Raw genomic sequence first — 26,280 nt, forward strand, 5'->3', positions numbered from 1 at the left:
GACTGTTAGAAGGTGTTTTACCAACTATTTTTGACCATTAGATCTAGTTTTCAAGACCAAAATATCAGTACTCAGTGGTGTTTACTGCCCACTGAATACTGAGACTTATTACTGATCAACCCAACCAGCTTGACCAAGGGATTCTTGACAGAATCAAAACCAGACCAATCGCGTACATCATGTAAATGGAGCGGAAGCGCGCACGGCTTTCAGTCATTTTTTTGGCACGGATATATCCAACGGAGATGATGATAATCGCAAGGATATTGATGACCGGATGTTCCAAGGCTGTCAGTCTAGCAACTTTATCTCCCATAGCACCACCACCAGTCAACAATGAAAATCCAAGAGGACTTACAAAGTAGAGGATCAGGCCAACCAATAATTGGATATGGGCCAAGATGAACCCAATCATAGCAAATTTTCTGTCCTTTTCGGTGAATTCCCTACCACTCAATGAGCCGATCAAGGCGTAAATCATCACGATGACCAAAGCAGCCAAAGCCAGATAAGCCAGACCGGAATGTAGATGTTGTAATCCTGTGTACATATTTCGTTTATTATTTTGGTTTAAAATTAAGCCTAATTCTCTTTATGGAACAAAAGGAATGGTCAAAAAGGATGAATTCTTTTCATTTGATAAGGTTCTTTACTATGATCAAATCCAAGAATGGAAATTTTTCCCGCAGATCGCGCAGATTTCGCAGAGGGAATAATTGAGTTAATCTTGTTTTAAATCGCCTTCCTCTTAACATCCCTACATACTATTTCCAACCTTCATCCTATCCCTTCCAATAGACTTCTCCCTCTGGTCGAAGTGACAAGTATAGGTCTTTTGCATTCTTAGCTCTTTCACAAGCGATACATGCAATATCAAAGAATTCTTTTTCTTTCTCTCATCCAAAACATCCGTCATCTGGCATCCGCCATCGGTCCTATCTCACATCTCAAATCTCACATCACAAATCTAATTTCCTCCTCAATCCACATAAACCACCAACCCCTTCAAATACTCCGTTTCCATATGGAAAATATTGATCGGGTGGTCAGCGGGTTGGGAAAGATAATGGAGGATTTTGACATTCCTGCCTGCTTCCATGGCTGCCGCCGTGATAGTATTCGCAAAAAGCTGTTTGTCCACTACCTGAGAACAGGAAAATGTAAATAGAATCCCTCCTTTTTTGATATGCTTGAGCGCTTCGAGATTCAGCCTTTTGTAAGCCTGAACAGCATTGTGTTTGGCTTTTAGGTTTTTGGCAAAAGCAGGTGGATCGAGGACGATGATGTCAAAGTCGGTTTCGATTTCCCGGATGTACTTCACCACATCAGCAACGATGGATATGTGCTTTCCTTCAAATCCTGCGTTCAACGCCACATTTCGGTCGGTCAGTTCGATGGCCTTGGCCGAAATGTCCACCGAGTGGACTTCAGATGCACCGGCTTTCAGGGCCGAAACCGAGAACCCTCCGGAATAGCAAAAGGTGTTGAGTACTTTCTTGCCTTTGCTGTATTTGCCTAGTAAATACCTGTTTTCCCTTTGGTCAACAAAAAAGCCTGTTTTCTGTCCCTTTTCCCAATCGATCTCATACTGACAGCCATATTCCACCACCATATTGGTATCAGGTTGACCAAAAACCACCCTGTTTTCAACCCCCAAATCCCTTGGCAAAGTCTCCGCACTTTTGTCATAGACACATTTCAATTTTGTTCCAAAAACAAACTGTAGCCCCTGACTGATATCCTTCACGTGCCTATACATGCCGATATGATGGGTTTGGATGACAGCGGTGCCGTTGTAAAAGTCAATGATCAAACCTGGCAACCCATCGCTTTCACCATGAACCAAGCGGTAGACATTGGTCTCCGGATTGTCTGTCAGCCCGATAGCTTCACGCAGACGATAGGATTGGGCAAGTCTCTTTTTCCAAAAATCCAGATCTATTATTTCCTCCTCGAAACTCACCATCCTAACCATGATCGAACCGTATTGGAAATGGCCTACACCAAGAAGTTGGTCCTTATTGCTGTGAACCTGTACCAATTCTCCGTTTTTTAGCGCTTCATCTTTGGCAGCAATCGCCCCCGAAAAAATCCAATGGTGTTTCCTGAGACTTGAAATCTCTTTTCCTTTAAGAAGTTTGATGATGGGATAGGGGAGCATGGTATTTGTTTTTAGGGAAAATCAAAGTTCCCACAATCATAGCGACAGCGCTGACGCACAGTGCAGGGATGTGGGTATAAATCGGCAAATCAAACATTTCTAACATAAGGTAAGCAATCATCCCTAAGACGATCGACATCAAAGCGCCCATTTCGGAGGCTTTTTTCCAATATAATCCTGCCGTAAGCGGCACAAACAAGGAGACCAACAAGAGAATCGAGGCACCTGCCACAAGCTCATAAATATTGGTTTTCCATTGTGCCATGACTGTTGCTATCAAGGCAACGGCCACAATATTGCCCCGCAAGATCCAAAGAAAATATTTCTCTTTTAATCTTGATCCAAAATAGGGTTTGATGATGTTTTCTGATAAAATGGCGGAAGGGGCCAACAATCCCGAACTCGTCGTACTCATAATTGCAGAGATCAACGCTCCAAAAAACAGGATCTGAACATGCATCCCACTGTGACGGAGGACCATTTCAGGGAGAAGAAGCTGTTTGTTTTCGAGGTAGATTTCGGGATAAAGGAACTTGGCACCAAGCGCAATAAACAATGGCAGGAGGCCAATCGTTACGTAAAATCCCCCTGCCAAGTAGGTGGATTGGACAGCGACTTTCTCAGATTTGGAGGACATGACCCTTTGGTAAATGTCCTGACTCGGAATACTCCCCAAACCCAAAACCATCCATGCTCCCAGGTAATTGAGCCATGAAATCGGGTCCGGATCCGGTAAAAACTGGAAACTTCCTTCAGGCGCAGATTCCAAAATCGGCATCACCCCGCCGGCTTTTTGGGCTACCAAAACAGCTACCCAAACCAAGCCTACCACGATCAGCGTCGTCTGAATAAAATCGGTAATCGATATCGCCCACATCCCACCAAGGAAAGTATAAAAGACCACGACTACCGCACTGATGATAATTCCCTGCTGGATGGTCAAGTCGGTAACAGTTGTTAAAATCAAGGCCATAGCTACCAATTGCGCAGCCACGTACCCGAAATAAACCGGAACCATAAGGACGGAGGCGAAAAACTCGACCCTTTTACCAAAGATTTTTTTATAAACATCACCCAAAGTCAGGACATTCATCCTATACATCGGTCTCAAAAAGAAAGCGCCAAACAAAACCAGACAAAGTGCTCCGCCAAATGGGTCTTCGATTACTCCCTGCAAGCCGGATTCAAGGTATTCGGAAGAAGCGCCGAAGATGGTCTCTGATCCAAACCATGTCGCAAATAATGCCGAGGCCGACAAAAAAAGTGGCAACTGCCTCCCTGCCAATACAAAGTCCTTGGAGTTTTTGACCAGCTTCGATGACCAAGCACCTATCGCTACAGTGACTAAGAGGTAGATGATGATGGCAGTTATAAGCAACTTTGGCTATAAATTAAATGTGATCTACTAAAATGGGATATTAATGGATACTGATTGATATAGGATATTAGGCTTGGGAAGATCAAAATATCAATAAATATCCAATATCCATCAAATATCTTAATTTAGAAATACTCCTGTAATTTGGACCATCAAAGTCTCTCGTCTCACGTCTTGCGTCTCAAATCTATTTATACATCTTCTCCTGAAGGGCCTTGATCTCGGCTGATTCAAGATAATCATCGTAAGGCATCCTTCTGTCGATGGTTCCTTTTGGGGTAAATTCGATGATTCTGTTGGCAGTGGACTGCACAAAGGCGTGGTCATAGGAAGTCATCAACACCGTTCCGTTGTAATCTATGATGGCGTTGTTGAATGCCGTGATGGATTCCAAGTCCAAGTGGTTGGTAGGTTCATCCATGACAAGGAGGTTTGGATTTTGGAGCATCATCCTCGAGATCATGCAACGCACTTTTTCCCCTCCGGAAAGCACTGCACATTTCTTGAGGGATTCTTCCCCTGTGAACAGCATCCTTCCCAAGAAAGTCCTTACATATGCTTCCTCCTGATTGGTTGAATATTGCTTGAGCCAATCGATCAGGTTGAGGTCTGTCTGAAAAAACTTGGAGTTGTCATTTGGCAAATAGGCTTTGTTGATCGTCACACCCCATTTGAAGCTTCCTTTTTGAACAGGGATTTCTTCCATGATGGTCTGGAAAAACTTGGTAACGGCCTGCTTGGTCTTGGAGATAAACGCGATTTTGTCTCCTTTGTCAATCATTAGGTTCACATCCGTGAAATAGATTGCGTTGGCATCTTTTAATTCCAGACTTTCAGTCATAAAAATCTGATCGCCTGCTTCTCTTTCTGGTTTGAAGATGATGCCCGGATATTTCCTTGTAGAAGGCTGAATGTCGTCCACATTGAGTTTTTCGAGCATTTTCTTCCTGGAAGTCGCCTGCTTGGATTTGGAAACATTGGCAGAGAAACGCAGAATAAACTCCTGTAATTCCTTTCTCTTTTCCTCTACTTTCTTGTTTTGATCCGACTTCTGTTTGGCGGCCAATTGGGAAGATTCGTACCAGAAGGTATAGTTGCCGGAATAAATCCTGATTTTGCTGAAGTCAATGTCCACGATATGGGTAGAAACCGCATCGAGGAAGTGACGGTCGTGGGAAACGACGATCACGAGGTTTTTGAAATTCACCAAGAAATCCTCCAGCCAATTGATGGTTTGGGCATCAAGGTCGTTGGTTGGTTCATCGAGGATCAGGATATCAGGATTGCCAAAAAGCGCCTGTGCTAAGAGTACCCTTACCTTTTGGTTACCGGCAAGTTCCTTCATCTTAAGGTAATGCAAGTCTTCACTGATACCAAGACCGGAAAGGAGGGAAGCGGCATCGGATTCGGCATTCCAACCGTCCATTTCCGCAAACTCCGACTCAAGTTCGGAAGCTTTGATCCCGTCTGCCTCAGAAAAATCCTCCTTCATATAGATGGCGTCCTTTTCCTCCATGATCGCATAGAGTTTTTTGTGGCCCATGATGACAGCTTTCAGCACTTCTACCTCATCAAATTCAAAGTGATTTTGCTTCAAAACGGCCATCCTTTGGCCAGGAGTGATATGAACCGAACCGGATGTGCTGTCCTGATCTCCGGATAGGATTTTCAAAAAAGTGGATTTTCCGGCACCGTTGGCACCGATGACACCGTAGCAGTTGCCGGGTGTGAATTTAAGGCTTACTTCATCAAATAAGGTTCTCTTGCCGAACTTGAGGGAGAGGTTATCTACAGTAATCATTTTTGGCTAAATTATTTCGAGGTGCAAAGATAGGTATTTCCCACAAAGGGACTAAGGGAGAGGGGAGAATTGGTGGGAAATTAAAAAGTGGGGGATTCTTTCAATAATAAAATCACAGTATAATGTGATTTTTTGTGAAAAAGATAAAAGTAAGTAGATTAAAACCGTCATTATCACAGTATAATGTGATTTTGAGGGTTGTTTTTTTATAAATTTTTTTCCTTTGATTTTGAAACCCCATCCCCCAACCAAACCATTCCAATAAAATATCCGATAATCGGAGAAATCCCATAACCCATCACCATTACAGGGAAGTTTCCAAAAATGGTAACCAACAGAATCAGGGAGAAATACAAGCCTAAACTGTAAGCCATTGTCCTCTTTTCTTTGCTAGCCAATACAAAAAACGGAAGGGGTAACAACACTAAAGAAAGCACTGAACAAATGCCAAAAACCCAGCTGATTTTCCAGGCTAGTGATAGGATATCTTCCACGTAACTGACAGCAGGCAAACTGTCCAAATTGTACCAAGCAAAAACCGAAGCACCAAAAGCGGCAATCAAAATCAAGCCTTTGGTGATGTTTGAGCTATTTTTCCTGAATAGTAGCATAACAGCCGCTGCTGAAAAAGCGGTTACCAATGAAGCATCTGGCTGAAAAAGGAAAATCAAAACTGAAAGTAAGGAAACCAAAAGGGCCATGATTTTATTTTCCATTTTATGAATCTGGATCAGAATCAGGGGACTTACAATCAAACCAATATTGACCTTAAAGTTCCCAATACTGACCCATCTGTGGACATCCTGGTAGCCATCATCCCAAAAAGTCAGAAGCAATAATAGTATCGATATCAGGATAATGGGGTAGGGGTTAACCTTTTTGAAAACCGGTCTAAACCTGAAGAACACCCACTGCAAAGCGATGCCCATCATGCCGAAACCAAGATTCATCATCCAAAGAGTTCTCGGAACCTCTGAAAAAGCCATGGTGTAGGTTCCAAGCAAGAGTGCCGGAAGGATTGCAAGAAATAAGAATGGGGAGAACCTGGGTTTTTGGTCTGTTTGATCCGTCATGCAATCCCGATAGGGCAAGAATTTTAATTCTGAATTTAGAGAATATTTTTATTTTTATTTCAGCCAAAGTGGCGTCCCGTCTTCCCATTTATTATGGGTCAATCTGATTCTTTGTTTGGTGATAATATTGTAGGCTACGATTTCGCCATACATCTGGGGCGAAAAAATAATAGGTTGGATAAGTGCCTGTTCATCGTTTATTCCAAAACCTTCTGTTGTGTAAATCACCCATTCGCCATCGGGAGAAAAATGGGCATGTGCATTTTGTCCTTCTCCACTTGAAATTTTTTCCGGTTCGGTCCAGCTATTGTCTGCCTGTAACCTCATCATAAAAATGTCCATTGTCTTGTATTCATTTTCCTCTCTCAGTCGGTCCGATGCAAATACTATTTTATCGCCTTGCTTGGAAATAGCAGGAAAATTATCCCGGTGTACATCGTTGGTAAGGTTTGTCAGTTCACCATTTGTTTTAAGGTAGATATCAAAATTACCGGTTCTACCACTTCGAAAAACCAATTTACCATCATCACTCAAGTCTGCAAAGCCATCATTATAGGGAGAATCTGACACTTTGCTCACATTTTTTGTCTGGAAATCATAACTCCAGATATCCCCTTGTGTATGTGGTCTTCCCCTGAAACTTCCTGTCGTAAACAGCAATGCTTTGCCATCGTGGGTTACCTTACTGTCGATAACACCAAAATTGGCAGGGTTGGTATTCGCTTCTTTGTCAAAAATAAAAAGCGGCTTTTTCTCTCCTGAAACATAATCAACCTGGTGAAAATGGATTGCTGTTTGGACCAAATGATTGATAAAGACCGCGCAAAGAAGGGAAAATACCGCAAGTCCAAAAAACAGGATACTGTAAAGGCCTGATACCCGATAGACCGCTTTTTGATTCGATTTTTGTCGGGTTTTTCTTTTATAAAACCACCAACCCAAAGCAACCAAGGCCAAAGTCAATATTGCCATGACCAACCGGATCACATTTATGGACATCGGGTTGATGGCATCCACAAAAAGGAAAATTCCCGCAACGGTAATTCCTGAAAGTATTACAATTAAGCAGAGCAGCAAATATTTCCAAAAGGGGATGCTTTTTCTGTTTATAATACCGCTTACAATTCCTGCCAGAAACATCAGAATCACAAGTATAGGAAGCCAAAAAACACTGTATCCCATTGGTTTGAGGGTATCAAAAAATCCTTGAAAATCTGAGGCGTCATAAAAAAGTAAAGTATTTCCCAATTGGGGAGGTGCTACAAATGCCCTTCGGACACCGAAGATTTGGATTGGCTTGCCTGAAATTGATATGGTGTCCGGTCCTTTTGTCAATACATCACCTTCAAATCCGAATATTCCTTTTGTATCTTGATTCTTAGGGTATTTGCCTCCGTGAAAAACCATCAATCCGTCTGGATGTACATCTATATTGAACATCAAATCCGGTGCGCTAGAAAATAGGGGAGTGACTTCTTTGGTCCCCAATTCCGCCTGCATGATTTTAAAATCGCTTTCGCCTTTCCAAGTTGTAAAAACCACTTTACCATTTTTCAGAAATTTGGGAGAAACTGCCGGTCCGTCAAATTCGATAACCTGATGTTGGTCAGATCCGTCCGAGTTCATTTCAAAAATTGCCGGATCCCCGTTCCTTGCGCTGTAGAAGATAATTTTTGAGCCATCCTCTTTCCAAACCGGACTTCCGTCCCACGAATCTGAATCCGTCAACCTTTTCAATTGCTCTCCCATGATATTCATCGAATAAATATCCCCTATGCGCTGACGTGCAAATGGGAATTGGGGATGGGGTACGATTTTGTGGCCACGGTCACTGCTGAAGGCAATGTGTTTTCCATCAGGAGAGAAAGCAGGCCTGAAATCACCACCAGGATTTTTGGTCAAATTCTTTGCATTGGAAACATCCTGAAGGGAGTCCGGTAAAAACGGGATGATATATATTTCAGAATTTCCTTCGTGCGAAGCGACAAAAGCCATTTGTGTCCCATCTGGTGAAAATGCTGCCTGATCCTGAAAAGAGTTGCTTTTCACCAAAAGCCGAGGAGGAATATCTCCGTCAACAGGTTTGATGTAGAGTTGCGGAATACCGGACCGCTCTGAAGTAAAGACAATCCATTTTCCGTCCGGGTTGATTACCGCATCGTAGTCAAGCGAAGGATGATCAGTAAACTTTCCAAAGCTTTTTCCTGAATCTTTGGAAAGATAAATATCCCAATCCTGTGGGCTGAAAGAGGAATAAAATATCCTTTCTTTGGATTGGGCAAGTCCGTTGACAGAAAATATAGTGATCAAAAATGCGGCTAAAAAGGTCCTTGGATTCATAGATTTTCAAATTTGATGGTAAATAGATCTAAGCGGACTCTGATCGGTTTTTGGGATGATTTCCGATTATTACTGGTATAATTTGAATTGGGCAAATAGATTAGACTATCCTTCACCAATATTTATATTTCAGAATAAGAATGATCCAAAGGATTTGAAAGAAACTTTATTCCGAAAATTTGATGTGAACAAATTCAAATTACATGTTCAATATAAATAAAAAGTATAAAATTTTGATCTTCAATTTCAGAAAAGCTATTGGTGGAGAAGGTAAAATTTACCTTAAGCAATCCTAAAATAGCCTATTTTAAATGGTAAGAATTAAGGTAAATCTTAAATGTTCATTGATTTCAAATAATTGAAGCGAAAGGATCCCTTCCTCTCAAAACTCCACCCTATAGCTCAATATAGGAATCAGGGGTGTCTGATAGGCAGTTTTGATAACACCTTCCATGGGTTCAAAGTAACTACCAAAGACATTGGCCCGATTGGTTACATTTTGGATGTCTAGGGCGAGGGTCCTTGTGGACTTTGCTCTGTTGCGTTTCAGACTGAGCCTTAGGTCGGTCCTGAAGTAAGCAGAATTTTGTTCCTCAAAGGCATATTGCTCCAAAAAAACTGTCTCTCCGCTTGAAATAGAAGCATCCAAGTCAATCGGGGTATTCCACAAACCGCCTCCATATATGGTCCGTAGGTTCATGCCAAAAACCCGGTTCTTTTTCCAGTTGTATTCTTTTCCTGCGGTGATGGCGAGGTTTGCTTTGCCGTTGAATCTGGTATTTCTCCATTTATTTTCCTCCGTTTTATAAAGAGAGTTATACACAGAACCTGAGACCAAGAAATACAGTCCTTTGTGCGTAAACTGCTCCAAGGTGAATTCTGCCCCATAGTTTTTACCAAATCCGCTATTTACCAATGGATCAGTCATAAATGACCACTGTTGGTTGATGATGGAGTAGGTCTGATCTTCGCCCGGTTTGACAGGAATATCAAACAAATGCTGGTAATAGGTTTCGATTTTCATTCGGAGATATGGATTCAGAGACCGGTCATAGCCCAAAACCAGATGATGGGATTTGCTCAGACCAAGATTTTTATTGGGAAGCGAGATGATCCCGTTTTCTTCCTGTTTGGCAAAGTACGTTCCCAAAGGCTGAACCTGACTGTGGAGACCGTAGCCCAAACTGATTCTTTGCTTTTCATCGATTTCATAGGAAGCGCTGAGCCTCGGTTCAAGAGAATTGGAATTGTTGAGCAAGAGTTGGAGGTAATGCACGCCGACATTGAAGCTGAGACGCTCGGTGGCCCTGAGATTGAGCTGGGAAAATGCCTGAATACTTTGGGTAGCCCCTTGGGCATCAATATTTGTGACCAATTGCCCCAGGCTTTCATCATAGCCTTTTTCGAAGAGGTTATATTGGAGGTGGTTGAGGAAAAAGCCGCTTCGCAGGTTACTTTTCGCTGATAGCTTGGTATTCAAAACCGAGCTGAAAGTGATTTTGGACTGGGAGAAATTCTCATAATACCTTTCTTCAGTTTGGTATTCTCCATTGAGCCGTTCAGCCTTGTCCCCAATTCCATTTCCAGATGCGAGGACCGTGGTTTGGAGGAAATTTGATTTATTGATCATGTAGGCGTGCTTGATCCCTACCGCGCCTGTGTTTGAAAAAAAAGTAGAATTCAACCTGTCAAATTCTCCCGTCCAAGTCAGGGAATCCTTTTCGGCTTCACTTTTTTGATTACTCAATCCCCCAAAACCAAATATTGAAATTGCACTTTTTTCTCCTGTCGGAAGATAAAAGTTGAAAGACAGGTCCTGAAAGTCAGTCACAAAGTCTCCCAACGGAACCCCGATTTTGGAAAGTAAGGAAAGGGTAGAGTATCGGTAATTGATCAGGTAAGATCCTTTGTAATCTTTGGCCATGGGTCCTTCAGCTGAAACATCAGTTCCCAAAAAGCCGGCCTGAATTGTGAATTCCCGTTTTTCATTGTTTCCTTTCCGGAGGTTCAGGTCAAATGCTCCTGAAAGTGCATTTCCATATTCCGCAGGAAATGCTCCTGTGATGAAATCAGAGTTGGCCAATAACTGTGCGCTGAGAATGGAAACACCGCCTCCTGAAGTTCCGGGATTGACGAAGTGGTTTGGGTTTGGAATGTCGATTCCTTCCATTCTCCACAGCAGGCCATTCGGGCTGTTGCCCCGGATGGAGATGTTGTTGTTGCCGTCGTCTGCACTCACAACTCCCGAAAAAGAAGCCGCCATCCTTGCAGGATCATTCACTGCTGCCGCAAATTTCCTTGTTTCCTCTACCGAAAATGTCCTTCCACTCACTGCAATCATGTCATTGACGGTCCTGTCTTTTTCATTGGCAAGGACTACCACTTCCTCAATCTGATTGAATTCTTCTTCCAGATTCAGATCAAGGACAACCTCTTTTCCGGAATTTACTGCCACCTGAGGCAAAATCAAATCCTGGTATCCAACGAAACTGACCCTTAGGGAATGAGAACCCACCGGAACTTGTTGGATTTTGAAAAATCCTTCTTCATCAGTGACAGTTCCGACCAAAGGATCTGTTCCCAAAATCATGACTGTTGCGCCGGGCATGGGAAATTTCGTTACTTGGTCTACGACTTTTCCCCGGATGGTTTGGGTCAAAGTCTGTGCATGCAGCGAATTGAGCCCAAATAAAAAAATAAGGGCAAATATTTTGGTAAATGATTTCATGACGTTGGTTTAGTTTTCTGTAAGCAGATGAACTGAGGTTGCTATCCTGCTTCTCCAGAAGCAGGATAACCTTTCTAATTATTTACATACCTGCTTCAGGAGAAGCATGTGAACTGATTCAGATTACCTTTCCCATTTGCCGCCACCGACAAAGTAGCCAATCGTAAACCCGAAGTATTCATTGGTAGCTTGACCGATTACTTCTCCGTTGATGTTTTGGAGATCGCTTTTAGGGACAAAATTATATTCAGCGCCTATCCTGAATTTGCCCAGTTCCACGCCCGCCCTCAACATTGGCGCCCAAGCAAAGTTTGCCCTCAGGTCTCCCAGATCATCCGAGTCAATATCGGTGCTCTCAATGTTGACATTACTCATGGTATAGTAGCCAAAACCGCCACCGATATAGGGTGCCGCTTTTCCTTTTCCGTAGTTGAAATAGTAATTTGCAGTTCCGGTTATAGAGGCATTTGCGCCTAATTCTCCTGTGTAATCATCCGGGATTTCATAATAGACAATGTCTTTGGCAAGTCCTGCTACGCCCATTCTCAGACCCAAAGCAAGGTTTCTTCTGACAAGTATCTGTGGTTCCAGATTGACCAAAGCACCGATTCCACCTCCTTTTGGAGCAGCGGCACCAAGGTCCATTTGAAATCTAAATCTGTCAGCTTCTTGGCTATAAGCTGTTTGGACGATTAGCAATGCGATAATGATTGTGAATAGTTTTTTCATTGTGTTTTAAGTGTTTTTGATTTTTTGGCAGATGTCCTGCCCAAGCTCATTTTGAGCCGGGCAGGTGCTGCTGTTGGTTTAGCTTCTGATGTAATGACAATTCAAGGGGATTTTACCCCTATCTGATTTTTTGATATTTCTATAAAAAAGGGCTATCAGTTAGAAAAATCTAAATCCGGATCTGAATCCCCACCACCATTGACTGGAGATGTTTTCAGGATGGGCCCTTTCATTTCGGACCTGTGTTTTGGTATAGGTAAAAAGTTCAGGATGGCCATCAAAGGAATCGTCAAATACCCTGAAATTAATCGTCGGTCCGGCAAATAAGGCCAACTTTTTCGCAACCTGATAATCCCCGCCGACATAGAGTTTGTTGATCAGATTGAGTGCTTGGACTTCTCCTTTGTTCAGTTGTTCGGAACTGACTTCTACATTCAGGAAAGTTTTTTTTCCCAATCTTGGAGAAGTTCCTACGCCGTAGCCAAATGACCAAGTGACATCTTCGTTGATTTCTGGTCTCATACCTGCAAAAAGGATGTTATAGAATTCCCTCTTTCCGGTTCGTAATGCTATGTTAAGTGGAAGGACTTCATTGACACCGAACTCAACTGTGTGGTAACCAGAGCGCACGAAGCTGATCAGACCCACCGGAACCCCGCTCATGCTATCGGCATAGTTGATCACACCAAGCTGAAAGCCATTGACTTTACCTCCAAAATTAAATGTTCCTACCTGCGAGCCTTTCACTTCATGGGGAGTGAAATTCGCCAAACCGGCAATCTGTGATCCTTCGGTATTTTTTCCGGAGAAATTGGCTAGGCCTGCGATTTGAACTCCTTTGACTGATTTGGGGGTAAAGTTCGCCAAGCCGGCAAGCTGTACACCTTCTACTTCACCTGTGGTAAAATTGGTCAATCCTGCCAATTGAACACCTTTGACAGATTGAAGATTGGAGTTGAAAAGACCTGCCAACTGTACCCCGTCGACTTTTCCACCTACCTGATTGAATAGGCCTGCCAACTGCACGCCTGTCATGTCGCCACGGTTGATATTGAAAAGTCCTGCCATTTCAAAAGCACGGGTTCCTGCAGAATATCCTCCGAGCAGGTTGAAGGAAACATCATTGATGATGTTACCGGATTGGGTGCCATTCGTCCCGACAAAAGGAACAAATGCAAACTGTACAGATACAATGGTGGTATCTTCAGGATTTACGCTGAAGGGTTGGAATTTTATTGTGCCGATTTTTTCACTGATTCGGTGAAATGAAATCTTCGAATCCACCTTTTCGAGGCTATCGGTCGGGTTTTCTTCATGACCGGAAAGAGCTTTTGTTTCCACGGGAGAAAGGGAGAAGAAAGCCGCTGTTGCTAAGATTTTGCTTATGGTATTCATTTGTTTGGATTAGTTTCAATCCTATGACAAGCGAAACCAAAGACACCCCTATGCGAAATGAAAAAATTTTTTAAAAAAGACAGAAGACGGAAGAAGGGAAAAAATTTTGAAAATTCGATCGGGAAAGTACAACTAAGCAATGAATGGACGAAATATTTTTGGAAGATAAGTGATCCCGTCCTTTTTGGGCTTTTTGGAAATGATTAATGGAATTTAAACGGTTTTTACTCAACAAATGGACTTCTTGGAATTTTGTGAAGTTATTGGTTTTCTGTCAATTGAACATTTAACATAATTCCGTCGATTGCAAAATCAGGATAAGCTGAAAAGTCAATATTTAAATATTCATCATAATGCTCCTTTTCAAAAAGATGAAATTTTTCAATTGATATCCAATTGACTTTCTTTTTATAGGGCAAAAAAACACTGTCTATGCTTGATTTTAATTTGGTTTCCATTAAGAATTCCTTTTGGGTCAGGACGTCAATATTTTTTCGTCCATATTTTAATTTATAATCCCTAGATAATTGAATACAAATGTCTTGATAAAAAATTGGTGGATCAAAAACTAGACTTTCGATTCTTGTTAAGTCAAAATCCTCCTTTACAAATGGCAAAAATCTATCAAATTTCTTTAGTAAATCTTTGAACATTATAGATTTATTATTTCGAAAATCAATATTTACCTCGCCCGAGGTTTTGGATTCATTTACTCCAATTGAAATGTCTAAGGTATCTTTACCACTTATCGAATAATAACTGATTGACTTTGAGGAAAGGCTGTAATTAAATTTTGAGACATCATAAATCTGCCTTACAATAATTGTGTCTTGACTTTCAACCTGCTTTATTTTAGTACTGATTTTTGATTTTTCGGAACAAGAAAAAAAGCTAAAGACAAAGATGAAAAAATAAACCTTTCTAAGAATAAACCTTTTGTCTTCAATTTTCATTGGATTTAAATTTAGAATTAAAGAAAATAAAATAATCCGATTAATATACCCCTAATAATTTCTTTGAAGATTTTGTTTCCAAAAAATAGCTTTTAATGCTGGTTCTTTATAAATAATTTTCAGATTTATTTTCGCATATATTATTTAATCCAACTCAAAAAAACCTGAATCCCCCTCTTCCTCCAATCCACAATTGTGTGGCAATATTTTCAGAGGGATAGCTGCTTTCAGAAATGATTTTTGGATTGGTATAAGTAAAAAGTGGAGGATGCTCTGTATAAGTGCTGTCATACACCCGCAGGTTTAAACTTGGTCCGGCGAAGAAGTGGATTTTATTTGCCAACCGGAATTCCATTCCGATGTAAAGTCTGTTGACAAGGTTCAAAGCCGAAACGTAACCTTTGTTCACTTGTTGGGCACTCAGTTCGATATTCAGGTGGGTTTTCCTGCCCAAAGCAGGGGAGGTGCCAATCCCATAACCAAAGGCCAATGTGGTAGAGTCAGCATTGTCAGTCCTGATTCCTGCAAAAAGCATGGTATAAAATGACCTTGTTCCTGATCGGAGTGATACATTCAAAGGCAACATTTCATCTGCCCCTATCTCAAACTGATGGTAGCCTTTCCTTACAAAATTGATAAAACCTAACTGTACTCCTTGTATGCTATCAGCATAATTGAAAAGACCGATTTGGGTACCTTTAACATTGCGTCCTACATTCAGTAAACCTGCCATCTGCACTCCATCAACATCCCTGTTGGCATAATTGGCTAGTCCGGCCATTTGTAAACCCTGGAAGTTGGAGGTTCCCACATTCATTAGACCTGCCATCTGAAGGCCTTTGACATTTCCTGTGGTGAAATTCACCAATCCTGCAGCTTGAACGGCATTTACTGAATCCAAAACAATATTGGATAAACCCGCCATCTGGACGCCTTTGACTGTACCGCTTACCTGATTCAATAGCCCTGCCATTTGTACTGACTTGACATTTCCACGGTTGAGGTTAAACAAACCCCCTAATTCAGCCTTGTTTGTTCCTCCCGAAAAACCGCCCAGAATATTGAAGGAAAAATCATTGACCACACTTCCCGCCAATTTCTTGTTGGTGCTGACAAATGGGATCAGGGAAAGCTGGAATCCTCGATGCAGTGTATCACTCATGTTATCCATGTTGGTGAAGGCCACTGATTTTTTGGTCCATACCCAAAAGTTCTTCATCGGTTCTGCAATGCTTTTTCCAACTTCTTCAAAGTCAATTTCCTTGGATTTGAGCAAGATCTTTTGGAATGGTGATTGCTTCTTATCAATTTGAAGGGTATCCGTATACATTTCACTGTTGATCACCAATTGAATGTCTTCTGCCGGATTTTTTACTGAAAGTTGAAAATAGCCAAACTCATCGGTCAGGGAGGATTTGAGCGTGATCGGGTCATAGACAGTTGCATCACGAACCGGCTTTCCGGTACCTTCATCTACCACATAGCCACTGATGACCACATCTTTTGGAGAATCCGGTTTTGGAGTCAGAATGACATAAACACCTTTTTGCTTGATATCCACTTTCCCTTCCAATACTGTTTCCAAAGCTTCTCGCAAAGGGATGTTTGAAAACTCGGCAGTCACATTTCTTTTAACATCTATCGCGGAAGGACTGTAGGAAAAAACTGTTCCCGACTCATGGGAAAGTCGCCGGAGGAAAATATCAAGCGGTTCGTTTGTCGCAGAAATAGAAACTTTTTTTTCTAAAACAGGGATCTGCTGTCCAAAAGATGCGGTGGAAATGCAGAGAAGAAAAAGCAAGAAAATGAGACCACTGAGGTCCTTTTCTCTTTTTAGAAGATGAAATTTAAAAGCAGCCATCCCCGGAGATTTTGATTTGGGAACCTTCATCTTTGACTTCAAGACTGAGCGTTTCAGCAATAATTTCAAGAATTGTATTCAGGTCTTCATTTTCAAAATTAACTGTTAACCTACAACCTGAAATGTCACCTTCCATTACTATTTTTCTTCCATATACCTGAGAAAGACTGATCAAAATCTGACTGAGTTCTTCTTCTTGAAAATCAAATGACCTGGTGACAAATGCTGCAACATTCGGATCTGCCTCCAGTTTGGAAAAAGTATTCAGGTCTTTGTCATAGATTCCTTTTTCCCCGGCTGAGAGCGTAATACCTTCTACATCATCCTTGTAAAACCTGACCATTCCCTCCTGAACAGTAACTTCCACAATGGCACTGTCAGGGAAAGCCTTGACATGAAATACAGTGCCGATATCATCGATATGCAGCTCTCCAGCCTGAACAGTCCAATTGACTTTTTTGGAATCAGGGATATTGATCAAAGCCTCACCGGACAAATGGATCGTACCTGTTTTTTCTCTTTCGTTATAATCGACCTCGACTTCTGAATTTTTGTTGAGTGATATTTCCGTAAGGTCAGGCATCTTCTCCGTAACCACTGTCAAGTCGGCGGTGAAATCGAATTCCTGGGTCTGAGATGATTGTCGGATGGAATAAAAAATAAAGGACAAAGCGAAAATCAGAATCAACCCAGCGGCAATTCCCCATATCGGTAGCATGATTTTGAATTTTCTTTCTTTACCTTTTATCTGGTTTTCCACTTTTTCCCAAGCAGCATCTGCATCAAATTGCTCTTTGCCGGGCAACTGGGCTTTTTCATATATCAGCTTGGCATCATCCAGGTATTTTTGGTTTTCAGCCGAATGCGCACTCCATTCCCGCAGCTCACGAATTTCAGCCTCGGAAGCTTCATCAACAATGAATTTGCCGATCAGGTCTTCGATATGTTCTATATTCTCGTTCATGGTTCCAACAGCCTTCCTATCAAGATGGTGATCAATGGAATATAGTCTTTCAATTGTACGCGCATCAGCTTCAAGGCTTTTCCCATTTGGTTTTCAACTGTTTTGACTGACAACTGTAATTGGTCGGCGATTTCTTGGTATTTGAGTTCTTCGAACCTGCTCATTTTGAAGATCAACCTGCATTGCTCAGGTAGGGTTTCCAAAGCTTCCTGGATTTTGGTCTCCAATTCTTTTCGGATTGCCAAATGATCTGAAGGCTGACTTTGCGGTTCACCTTCAGCTTGAAGGGAATCAGCGTGCAACTTTCGGACTTTCTGTCTTTTGATCTCATTGAGACAGGCATTTCGTACACTTCTGTATAAGTAAGATTTCAGCGAAGTATCTACCTGAATGGTTTTTTTCTTTTCCCAAAAGCCAATAAAAACAGCCTGCACTGTTTCTTCAGCATCATCCGGATCCTTGAGAAAGGACAATGCAAAGCGGCAAAGGGGATTATAATGGGTTTTGAACAGCATCTCAAATGAGGCAGTATCTCCGGATTGAATGTTAGAAAAAACCTGTTGGTCTGTCGCCTGCATGAAAAATCCAATGCTTTCGTGCAAGTTAAGATATTGGGTCTTTATATAAAAAGAAACCTGAGAAGCTGTTTACCCCTATGCAGAATAAAAATATATACCGATTGATTACCTGTTTGCTTCGCTGATCCAATGGAATTGCCTTTCTGTCAATGGAAAATGGCGCTTGAGTTTTTTTAAAACCACATAAAGCGAATCCTCTTCTTTTTTTCCTGTCAAAATTATTTGGTCCTTTTCAGGCATTTGCATTTTGAAAGTTGCAACAGGCAAACTGTCCCAACTTGATAATCTCCATTCCAACTGCGTCCCCAAACTGTCCGGCAAATAACTGAAATAAGCCCTTCCATATCTCATCCTCAGACTGGAATCCTGGGCCGAAAGACTTCCTGAACCGTTATAATCAAAGATAACATCCCGCCATCTCAGTGAATCAGCGAGACTTTCGGGTATGGTATCGCTGTTTTTTACAAACAACTCCACATGGTACATACCAGGTTGGATGGGTTCTAGAATTTTGGAATTGTTGCTGTGAAATTCGAGGTAATATTGGTAATAGTTGTAGGTGCCAAACCCAAAACTCATCACGATAAGAACTACCTTCAGGACGATCCTACCGATTCGCTGCCATTTCTTTGAAAAGTATTTTTCATATAATTCAGAAGGTTGGACAGTCTGATTTTGAATGAAGAAAGCAAACAATCTTGACCTTTCTTGCCAAGCCAAAAACATGGAAGCTACCAAAAGATTCAGGGTATAAATTTTGACAGGAATGTCATAGGCTAGGTTTAACATGGCTACATTGGCAAATACTCCAATAGCCAACAAAGCCCCCAAAAGCGCTGTCCTTCTCCACACCAAAAGCAATGCAACCATTACTTCAGCGAAGCCTGAAAACATCTGATAAGGCGTACTGTAACCAATAAACATCCACGAAAAACGCATCGGCAGATAATCTCCTAATGGGGTTGCCAATTGACTCATGTTTGGAAAATACATCTGCATGGCAAAGACTTTCAAAATCCCATAAGTAAATGCAATTCCCGCAAGACTGTAACGAAGCAATATGCATAACCAATAGTGGAGCTTGGGGTAGGCTGTTTTTTTAGAATCCAGAATTGACCAAATCAAAGCGCCGATACATGCTATGAATAGGAATGAATAAAGTTGCGCCCAACCATAGCTGGTATCACCGCTTCCACCCATTGGAACCAATTCTTTTCTGATATGGAGGAAATTGTCATTAAACCAATGGATAAAAATATCGAATGGGTAATTGATCGCTTCGGTCAAATAATACATTCCCGGAATTCCACTTATTAATCCGAGTGGATTGAAATAGATCAGGTAATAAATGAAAGCGAAACGGAAGGATATTCTTCCAAAGAGGGACCAAGTTGTGGTTGTTTCTTGCATATGCATGAAATTAAATGCTCAAAATATTGAAAAAATTGAGAAAAAGGAAAATCATAATCTTTGACACCGGTAATCAGGTCACAGCTTTTTCTTTTCTTCAGTAGTAGAGGGTTATTATGTCAGAAAAAGCATGTTTAGGAAATAGTTCGCTAGGCATTTCATACTTCCCTGTTTTTGGAGAAAAGCATCTTTCTCAATCGACTTTGTTTCAGCCAAAAACCAAAGAATGTTAGTCTCGTTTTTCCCGGGGTTGCGTTCCTTACCCGGGGTTATTAATATTTGACCACTTCGTGGTCTACCAATACCAAGGTTTGTGTTTCGAGAGATTTTCTTATTTTTTTATTGTGAAATAGTGGCTTTGCGGGATATTCCTTGTTTTTTTTTTGGTCTTAACGACTTTGGGTGAGACAAATCCTGCTTTTGGAGAAGCTGGATAACAGAAATCCTCCTTGTGTCTTGGTGCCTTCTTGGCATATTCCTTTTTCTCCTCCTTAGCGTTTTTGCGACTTTGGGGGAGACAAATCCTGCTCTTGGAGAAGCTGGATAACAGAAACCCTTCTTTGTGTCTTCGTGCCTTCGTGGGATATTCCCTTTTCTCTTCCTTTGCGCCTTCGCGGCTTTGCGAGATATTATTTTTTCTTTCTCCTAAATCCAAAAACTCCTACCACCACAAAACATAGCAAAGGCAACACAAAAGAGAAATTAACTTCCGAAACTCCCATGATCAGGATGTCATCATAGGCAGGTCCTCCAAAATCGAGAATGACTCCCTGAAGTGTCGGCATGATTGCTCCGCCCACAATAGCCATCACCAAAAAAGCAGCGCCATATTTCCCATCTTCTCCCAACCCCTCCAAGGCAATCCCATAGATCGTCGGAAACATCAGCGACATGGCAAATGAGATCCCTACCAGGGAATAAAGCCCAAAAATCCCCTCGATAAACATGGCTCCGAGAGTGAAAGCTCCCGCCAAAACGGAGAAATAGAACAGCAATTTGGCAGGATGAAAGTACCTGAACAAAAATGTACAGATCCACCTTCCCACTAAAAACAGGATCAAAGCCGCATAGGCATAATTCACGGCGGAAGCATTGTCAATGCCGATGGCTTCGGCATATTGGTAGATATACGTCCAAACCATAATCTGCGCCCCAACATAAAACATCTGAGCGACGACCCCTTCAACAAATTGGGGTTGTTGTGCCAGCCGTTTCATAGAAGGCCAAAAGTCAAGGTTGCCATTGTTGGTTTTGCTTTCAGGCATTTTGGCAAAGGCAATGATCAATCCCAAAACGATGACCACCAATCCCAACATCACATAAGGGTCTCTGATTACCATCAGATCATTGGTGCGGACAATAGCTTTGGCTGATTCATCCAAAGTGTCATAGATAATATTTCCTGCAGCATCTGTATTGTTGGATTGGAGGGCATTGAGGATAAATTCTTTTGCCACAAAAAGCCCGGCCAATGCTCCCATGGGATTGAATGCCTGCGCAAGGTTCAGTCTTTGGGTTGCTGTTTCTTCAGAACCCATAGCCAAAACATAGGGATTTGCGGTTGTTTCCAAGAATGCCAATCCAAAAGTCAAGATATAAAGAGCAAGTAGAAAGAAGAAATAGCTTTCCCAAGCAGCTGCAGGGTAGAAAAGCAAAGCACCAAATGCGTACAATCCCATTCCGATCAAAACGCCTGTCTTGTAACTGTATTTCTTGATAAAAAGCGCCGCAGGAAGTGCCATGGTAAAGTAACCCCCATAAAAAGCCATTTGGACCAAAGACGCTTGAACGTTGTTCAACTCCAAAACCCGCTTGAATGCCGCCACCATAGGATTGGTAATGTCATTGGCAAATCCCCACAACGCAAACAAAGAAGTAATCAAAATAAAGGGGAGGAGAAGGGCTTTTGGGAGAAGGGTGGTTTTGGGCATTTTGCGGTTAAAGGTTAATTGGTTATTTGGTTAATTGTTAGTGGGTTAATGGTTATCTGGTCAAAGGTTATTTGGTTAAAGGTTAATTGGTTAACTGATTTTGAATAAATAGCTTGGATATGGTATTTAGGCCGTTTCTTGAAACTTATTCTGATACTTGGTACTTAGTACTTGATACTTCGTACTTATAGCGCCCTATCCAAATGCGTATACCCTCCATCTACATAAATCAATTGTCCGGTGGTATGTGAAGAGCGATCCGATAATAGGAAAACCACCATATCCGCTATTTCGCGGGGTGTGGTCATTCTTTTTTCTAAAGGAATTCTCTTTTGAATCTCGTTCAATTTATCTTCCGGGTTGTCAAATGTCTTCAGCCAACTTTCATATAATGGTGTCATGACTTCAGCAGGAATTACTGCATTGACCCGGATTCCGTATTTGAGCAGTTCTACGGCCCATTCTCTTGTCAGGGACAATTGGCCACCTTTTGCAGCGGTATAGCCACTGGTATTTCCCTGTCCGGTGACTGCGGTTTTGCTGCTGATATTGACAATACTTCCTTTTGATGCTTTGAGGTGCGGAAGTGCATAGTACACCAGATCGTAATAATGGCCCAGGTTTTTTTCAACAGATGCCCTGAAAGCTTCGGGAGAGCCTTTTTCCAAGCCGATTCCATCATTGACACCGGCATTATTGATCACGCCATCTATCCTTCCAAACTTCTGAAAAGCCATTTCCACGGCTTCTTTTGCCGCATTGGAATCTGTCAGCCTTCTTGGTATATGAAGCGCCTTTCCTCCATTTGACTCAAATTCAAAAACAAGGTTTTGGCCTTCTTTCACAGACGGATCGATGATGACGGGATAGGCACCTTCCTCAGCCAAAACTTTGCTGATGGCACCGCCAATCCCTTTTGCCCCACCGGAAACGAGATATACTTTTTGGTTGATGTTGAGATTCATAGTCTAGTTAATGAGGATTTGAGATTATAGCATTAGCTAATTCATAATTCTGAATTTTTAATTCTGAATTATTTAAGCTTGCTCTGCAACCTGCCTCGCCGTTCCCAATCCATCAATTCCCAATTCGACCACATCTCCGGCATTAAGATAGCGTGGAGGTTTTAGTCCCAATCCTACGCCGGAAGGTGTTCCCGTCGAAATCACATCTCCAGGTAACAATGTCATGTATTGGCTGATGTATGAAACCAATGTTGGAATGTCAAAAACTAAGTCTGAGGTATTGCTGTCCTGCATGGTTTCGCCATTGACTTTGAGCCAAAGTCGCAGGTTGTGTGGATCGGAGATTTCATCTTTGGTGACCAAATAAGGGCCGAGAGGAGCAAAGTGGTCAGCACTTTTCCCTTTGACCCACTGACCACCATGATGCAATTGAAAATCCCTTTCGCTGACATCGTTGTGAAGGACATAACCGGCCACATAATCCATCGCATCTTCTTTGGATACATAGGTTGCTTTCTTGCCGATTACCACTGCCAACTCAACCTCCCAATCTGTTTTGGTGGAATTTCTCGGAATCAAAATCGGATCAAAAGGACCACAAAGTGACGAGGTTGCTTTCATAAAAAGTATAGGAACCTCGGGAACAGGCATGCCGCTTTCTTTGGCATGGAGGGAATAATTTAATCCCACGCAAATGATTTTCGATGGTCTTTTGATTGGTGAACCAAAACGTGTTTTATCACTGATTTCCTGAAGGTTATGAATATTTGATTCAAGCCATGATTGCAATCTTTCTAGACCATTGTTTTCTAAAAATTCTTCTGACCAATCTTCACCAAAACCGCTGCAGTCCAGCCATTTTCCATTAGATGCAACGATTCCCGGTTTTTCTTTTCCTGTTTCTCCAAAGCGAATAAGTTTCATGTATTTGAGGTTATTAGGTTGATAAGGTTACAAAGTTTTAAAGTTAGCAGGTTTTGGGTTTTTCCTACAACCAAAAATAAAAGATTGGAAAATAGCTGAGATAGCCGATAATGACCAATATCAATCATATGTTGGCATATGACAAAAAATATTCCTTCTCATTTGTGATTTTTTTGAAACTTGACATACTAATGCAGTGAAGATTGATTCTTGATGGATATAAAAGAGCATTTTACCAAAGTCATTAAAGCCAATGAAGGTCTGATATACAAAATCACGACGCTTTATACAGATGAAAAACAGGACAGAAAAGACCTGTATCAGGAAATAGTCTACCAGCTTTGGAAATCCTTCGGCAGCTTCCAAGAACAATCAAAACTCAGTACATGGATGTATAGGGTAGCGCTCAATACTGCCATTTTTCATCTGAAGCAATCCAAAAAACGGCCTGACACAATTCCCTTTGAATTGGAAATGGACAGGCTGACAGACGAAAGCGACAAGGCGGAGGAAGATAGAATCAAGCTTCTTTATAAGCAAATCCAACAATTGAATCTGCTAGAAAAAGGCATTATCCTGCTTTTCCTCGAAGGTAAATCCCATGAGGAGATAGCGGAAATTGTAGGGATGTCAATCAGTAACGTGGGCACGAAAATCTCCCGAATCAAAGAAAAACTTAAATCTCAAATCAAAAAAAACACTGATTATGGAACTTGAAGAAATGAAGCTCGCCTGGAATGACTTAAGCAAAAGAGTAGAAAAACAAGAAATACTCAACCAACAAATGATAGAAAAAATGACAAAAGACCAATTTCAATCCAATTTGAAGAAAATTGCCCTTCCAGAATATATCGGAACCATCATCTGCTATTTGGGTGCAGCGTATCTTTCAGTAAATGTCCCAAAATTGGAAGAGCCTCTGATTCAGTTTTTTGGGGTGATTTCGATCGCTTTGCTCCTGATTCTCCCCATCATTTCCCTTCAATCCATCAGAGGGATGAGAAAAATCAATTTATCATCTCATAGTTATCTGGAAACTATTCAGATTTTTGGACAGCAAAAAATCAGATTCCTGAAACTCCAAAAACTGAATATTTCCTTAGGATTGTTTCTGTTGGTCATCGGTGTTCCGGTATTATTGGCTCTTCAGGGAAAAAGTCTGAACCCGACTCCACTTTTTTGGATGTTGTACTTTCCATTGGGCGTAATGTTCTTTTTGGGCTTTTCTTATTGGGTTCTTAAATATTACAACAGAAAATTGCAGGCTACCGAAAAGTTGTTGACAGAGGTAAATGAATAGATATTCATACCATTAATAATTCTGTGGAAAATAAAAGCCCTCGTTTTAAAACTTGAGCTTTTTTTATTTTTTTTGACTCTCGTTCAGCCACACTTTTATCCCATCGATTATCATTTTCGGTTCCTCTTCCTGCGGAAAATGACCAGCTGAGGCAATCTTGAGAGTTCGGTGATTTGGAAATCCACCTTGAAATTTTTCTAAATTGTGGTGTTTTATCACCGGATCTTTCATTCCCCAAATGAACAAAACGGGCTTTTCTTGAATAGCTGACTTCTTTTGCCAAAGTTCTTCAAACCAACTTTGGTCATCTCTCAAGGAATATGCAAAGGCCAAGGCTCCGTTCCTTTCGCTACTGTTGGCAAAAGGTTTGATGTATTGTAACTTTAGTTTACGGTTGAGTTTTTTCTCTCCAAATGAACCTGGCAATATTAATCGTGGAGAGAAATTTAATTGCCTGTATAAAAATGGCAGCAAAGGACTGTTAAGGATTTTCTTCAATTTGATGTAATCAGGCTCGGTTTCACTGCTCCAAAGCCATGAGTTGAGAATTACAAATCCGGTGAACCTCTCCGGATGCCGGATCGCCACATCCAATCCAATCGGACCTCCAAAATCGTGGACAATCATGGTAATATTTGAAAGATCCTTTTCGAGGATAAATTTCTCCAATGTTTTACTGTGGTTTTGGGTGCTATACTCATAGACTTTGGGTTTATCTGATAATCCAAAACCGATATGGTCAATGGCGATACATCTGTGGGTTTTGCTCATGGACTTGATGACATTCCTGAAATCAAAACTCCATGAGGGTGTTCCGTGGACAAAAAGCAAAAGTTCTCCATTGCCTTCATCGATAAAATGAAGTTTTTGATTACCTATCTCAAAGAATTGGGATGGAAAAGGGTATTCATTTTTGTCAAGCCAGTCCGACTGCTTTTTGACATTGGGAGATAATGATGTAAGAGTATTTGTGATCATCTGAAATGGAAATTGAGGTTAGGTATGTTCCAAATTTCCGCAATAGAAGGGTAATGAATCTTGGTCTAAACCAAGATCGATCAGACGGATCAGATTTTTATTGAATTATAAAGCTTTGAGAAGTTGGTAGGATCGATGCCAAGGTATGAAGCAATGTACTTGTGGGGAACTAGCTGGAAAAGCTGGGGGCTTCTTGCTGCAAAAGAACGAAACCTCTCTTCGATAGACAAAGTATGTAATTCAAGGTGCCGGTTGATAACCCCTGAAAGCACGGATTCAGTTGCTTTTCGGAAAAACCTTTCCAAAGACCTTGATTCGTCAAAAAGTGCATTCAACTCGGAAAAAGAAATTGAATTCATCTCTGAATCTGAAAGACATTTGATGGCATATCTGGAAGGTTTTTGAAAAAAGAAAGACTCCGGAACTGCACACATTTCACCGGAATAGGTAAAAGCAACAACATGCATTTTCTTTTCATTTTCAAAAAATGACATCTGAACACCTGAATGCACCAAATAAAGGTTTTCCTGCACCTGACCTGGAAGCGTTATGTATTCTCCTTTTTTGATGAAAACAGGCTTTAACCTCGAGTAAAGAAGTTCTTTGTCAGAAGCCGATAAATGATTTAGCAAAGTAAAGGATGTTTTTTGGAGACTTTAATTTAGACATAATTTGAGAAATTGGTTTTGAATGAATCAATAGTTAGACAAAACAGAAATTCAAAATATACCTCCAATTTGAATGATTGAATGAAATGAGAGATCCATTGCTTCTCACCATCCCTCTAAAATTCATTTATTTATTAAAGTAT

At 41.3% G+C, this 26,280-nt stretch carries 21 protein-coding genes; 2 read left to right on the forward strand and 19 right to left on the reverse strand.

The window, feature by feature from the left end:
- Positions 1-115: 115 nt before the first annotated feature.
- The 17 genes from NU887_RS18305 to NU887_RS18385 all read right to left on the reverse strand — a co-directional run bounded on the left by NU887_RS18305 (position 116) and on the right by NU887_RS18385 (position 23,191).
- A complete protein-coding gene (locus tag NU887_RS18305; protein WP_258424834.1) occupies positions 116-550 on the reverse strand; it encodes a hypothetical protein in 435 nt (144 codons plus the stop codon).
- A 429-nt stretch (positions 551-979) separates the two neighbouring features.
- Positions 980-2,161, reverse strand: a complete 1,182-nt coding sequence (locus NU887_RS18310) for a class I SAM-dependent rRNA methyltransferase (RefSeq protein WP_258424835.1) — start codon at positions 2,159-2,161, stop codon at positions 980-982.
- A complete protein-coding gene (locus tag NU887_RS18315; protein ID WP_258424836.1) occupies positions 2,130-3,539 on the reverse strand; it encodes a high affinity choline transporter 1 in 1,410 nt (469 codons plus the stop codon). Before NU887_RS18315 ends, NU887_RS18310 begins: the two co-directional genes overlap by 32 nt.
- Before the next feature lie 187 nt (positions 3,540-3,726).
- Positions 3,727-5,340: an ABC-F family ATP-binding cassette domain-containing protein gene (locus NU887_RS18320; protein ID WP_258424837.1), complete on the reverse strand. Its 1,614-nt coding sequence runs from the start codon at positions 5,338-5,340 to the stop codon at positions 3,727-3,729.
- Positions 5,341-5,546: 206 nt separating this feature from the next.
- Positions 5,547-6,413, reverse strand: coding sequence for a hypothetical protein (locus NU887_RS18325; protein ID WP_258424838.1), 867 nt, complete (start codon positions 6,411-6,413; stop codon positions 5,547-5,549).
- Between the two features lie 54 nt (positions 6,414-6,467).
- Positions 6,468-8,753, reverse strand: a complete 2,286-nt coding sequence (locus NU887_RS18330; RefSeq protein WP_258424839.1) for a hypothetical protein — start codon at positions 8,751-8,753, stop codon at positions 6,468-6,470.
- A 382-nt stretch (positions 8,754-9,135) separates the two neighbouring features.
- Positions 9,136-11,481, reverse strand: coding sequence for a TonB-dependent receptor (locus NU887_RS18335; protein ID WP_258424840.1), 2,346 nt, complete (start codon positions 11,479-11,481; stop codon positions 9,136-9,138).
- 123 nt (positions 11,482-11,604) lie between these two features.
- Complete coding sequence (locus NU887_RS18340) at positions 11,605-12,210, reverse strand: hypothetical protein (protein ID WP_258424841.1); 606 nt, start codon at positions 12,208-12,210, stop codon at positions 11,605-11,607.
- A gap of 159 nt (positions 12,211-12,369) precedes the next feature.
- Positions 12,370-13,605, reverse strand: a complete 1,236-nt coding sequence (locus tag NU887_RS18345; protein ID WP_258424842.1) for a hypothetical protein — start codon at positions 13,603-13,605, stop codon at positions 12,370-12,372.
- A gap of 260 nt (positions 13,606-13,865) precedes the next feature.
- A complete protein-coding gene (locus NU887_RS18350) occupies positions 13,866-14,558 on the reverse strand; it encodes a hypothetical protein (protein WP_258424843.1) in 693 nt (230 codons plus the stop codon).
- A 154-nt stretch (positions 14,559-14,712) separates the two neighbouring features.
- Positions 14,713-16,419, reverse strand: coding sequence for a carboxypeptidase-like regulatory domain-containing protein (locus NU887_RS18355; protein ID WP_258424844.1), 1,707 nt, complete (start codon positions 16,417-16,419; stop codon positions 14,713-14,715).
- Positions 16,406-17,383, reverse strand: a complete 978-nt coding sequence (locus NU887_RS18360) for a FecR family protein (RefSeq protein WP_258424845.1) — start codon at positions 17,381-17,383, stop codon at positions 16,406-16,408. The genes NU887_RS18355 and NU887_RS18360 overlap by 14 nt, the downstream gene beginning before the upstream one ends.
- Complete coding sequence (locus NU887_RS18365) at positions 17,380-17,985, reverse strand: RNA polymerase sigma-70 factor (protein WP_338081023.1); 606 nt, start codon at positions 17,983-17,985, stop codon at positions 17,380-17,382. The genes NU887_RS18360 and NU887_RS18365 overlap by 4 nt, the downstream gene beginning before the upstream one ends.
- Positions 17,986-18,066: 81 nt before the next feature.
- On the reverse strand, positions 18,067-19,371 hold the full coding sequence (locus NU887_RS18370) for a hypothetical protein (RefSeq protein WP_258424846.1): 1,305 nt from the start codon (positions 19,369-19,371) through the stop codon (positions 18,067-18,069).
- Positions 19,372-20,000: 629 nt separating this feature from the next.
- Complete coding sequence (fucP, locus tag NU887_RS18375; RefSeq protein WP_258424847.1) at positions 20,001-21,302, reverse strand: L-fucose:H+ symporter permease; 1,302 nt, start codon at positions 21,300-21,302, stop codon at positions 20,001-20,003.
- 185 nt (positions 21,303-21,487) lie between these two features.
- Complete coding sequence (locus NU887_RS18380; protein ID WP_258424848.1) at positions 21,488-22,267, reverse strand: L-fucose dehydrogenase; 780 nt, start codon at positions 22,265-22,267, stop codon at positions 21,488-21,490.
- Positions 22,268-22,339: 72 nt separating this feature from the next.
- A complete protein-coding gene (locus tag NU887_RS18385) occupies positions 22,340-23,191 on the reverse strand; it encodes a fumarylacetoacetate hydrolase family protein (protein ID WP_258424849.1) in 852 nt (283 codons plus the stop codon).
- 213 nt (positions 23,192-23,404) lie between these two features.
- On the opposite strand from NU887_RS18385, the gene NU887_RS18390 reads away from it, so the two are divergent.
- Both NU887_RS18390 and NU887_RS18395 read left to right on the forward strand, forming a co-directional pair.
- Positions 23,405-23,908, forward strand: a complete 504-nt coding sequence (locus tag NU887_RS18390) for an RNA polymerase sigma factor (protein WP_258424850.1) — start codon at positions 23,405-23,407, stop codon at positions 23,906-23,908.
- The gene (locus NU887_RS18395; RefSeq protein ID WP_258424851.1) at positions 23,898-24,491 is read left to right on the forward strand and encodes a hypothetical protein; all 594 of its coding nucleotides are present in this window, start codon (positions 23,898-23,900) and stop codon (positions 24,489-24,491) included. Before NU887_RS18390 ends, NU887_RS18395 begins: the two co-directional genes overlap by 11 nt.
- 63 nt (positions 24,492-24,554) lie before the next feature.
- On the opposite strand, the gene NU887_RS18400 is transcribed toward NU887_RS18395, so the two are convergent.
- Positions 24,555-25,469, reverse strand: a complete 915-nt coding sequence (locus NU887_RS18400) for an alpha/beta fold hydrolase (RefSeq protein ID WP_258424852.1) — start codon at positions 25,467-25,469, stop codon at positions 24,555-24,557.
- Between the two features lie 89 nt (positions 25,470-25,558).
- Positions 25,559-26,101 carry a Crp/Fnr family transcriptional regulator gene (locus tag NU887_RS18405; RefSeq protein WP_258424853.1) on the reverse strand — a complete coding sequence of 181 codons (543 nt, stop codon included), beginning with the start codon at positions 26,099-26,101 and terminating at the stop codon, positions 25,559-25,561.
- Between the last annotated feature and the right edge of the window lie 179 nt (positions 26,102-26,280).

The sequence above is a fragment of the Aquiflexum gelatinilyticum genome (assembly GCF_024741135.1).
Lineage (GTDB): Bacteria > Bacteroidota > Bacteroidia > Cytophagales > Cyclobacteriaceae > Cognataquiflexum > Cognataquiflexum gelatinilyticum.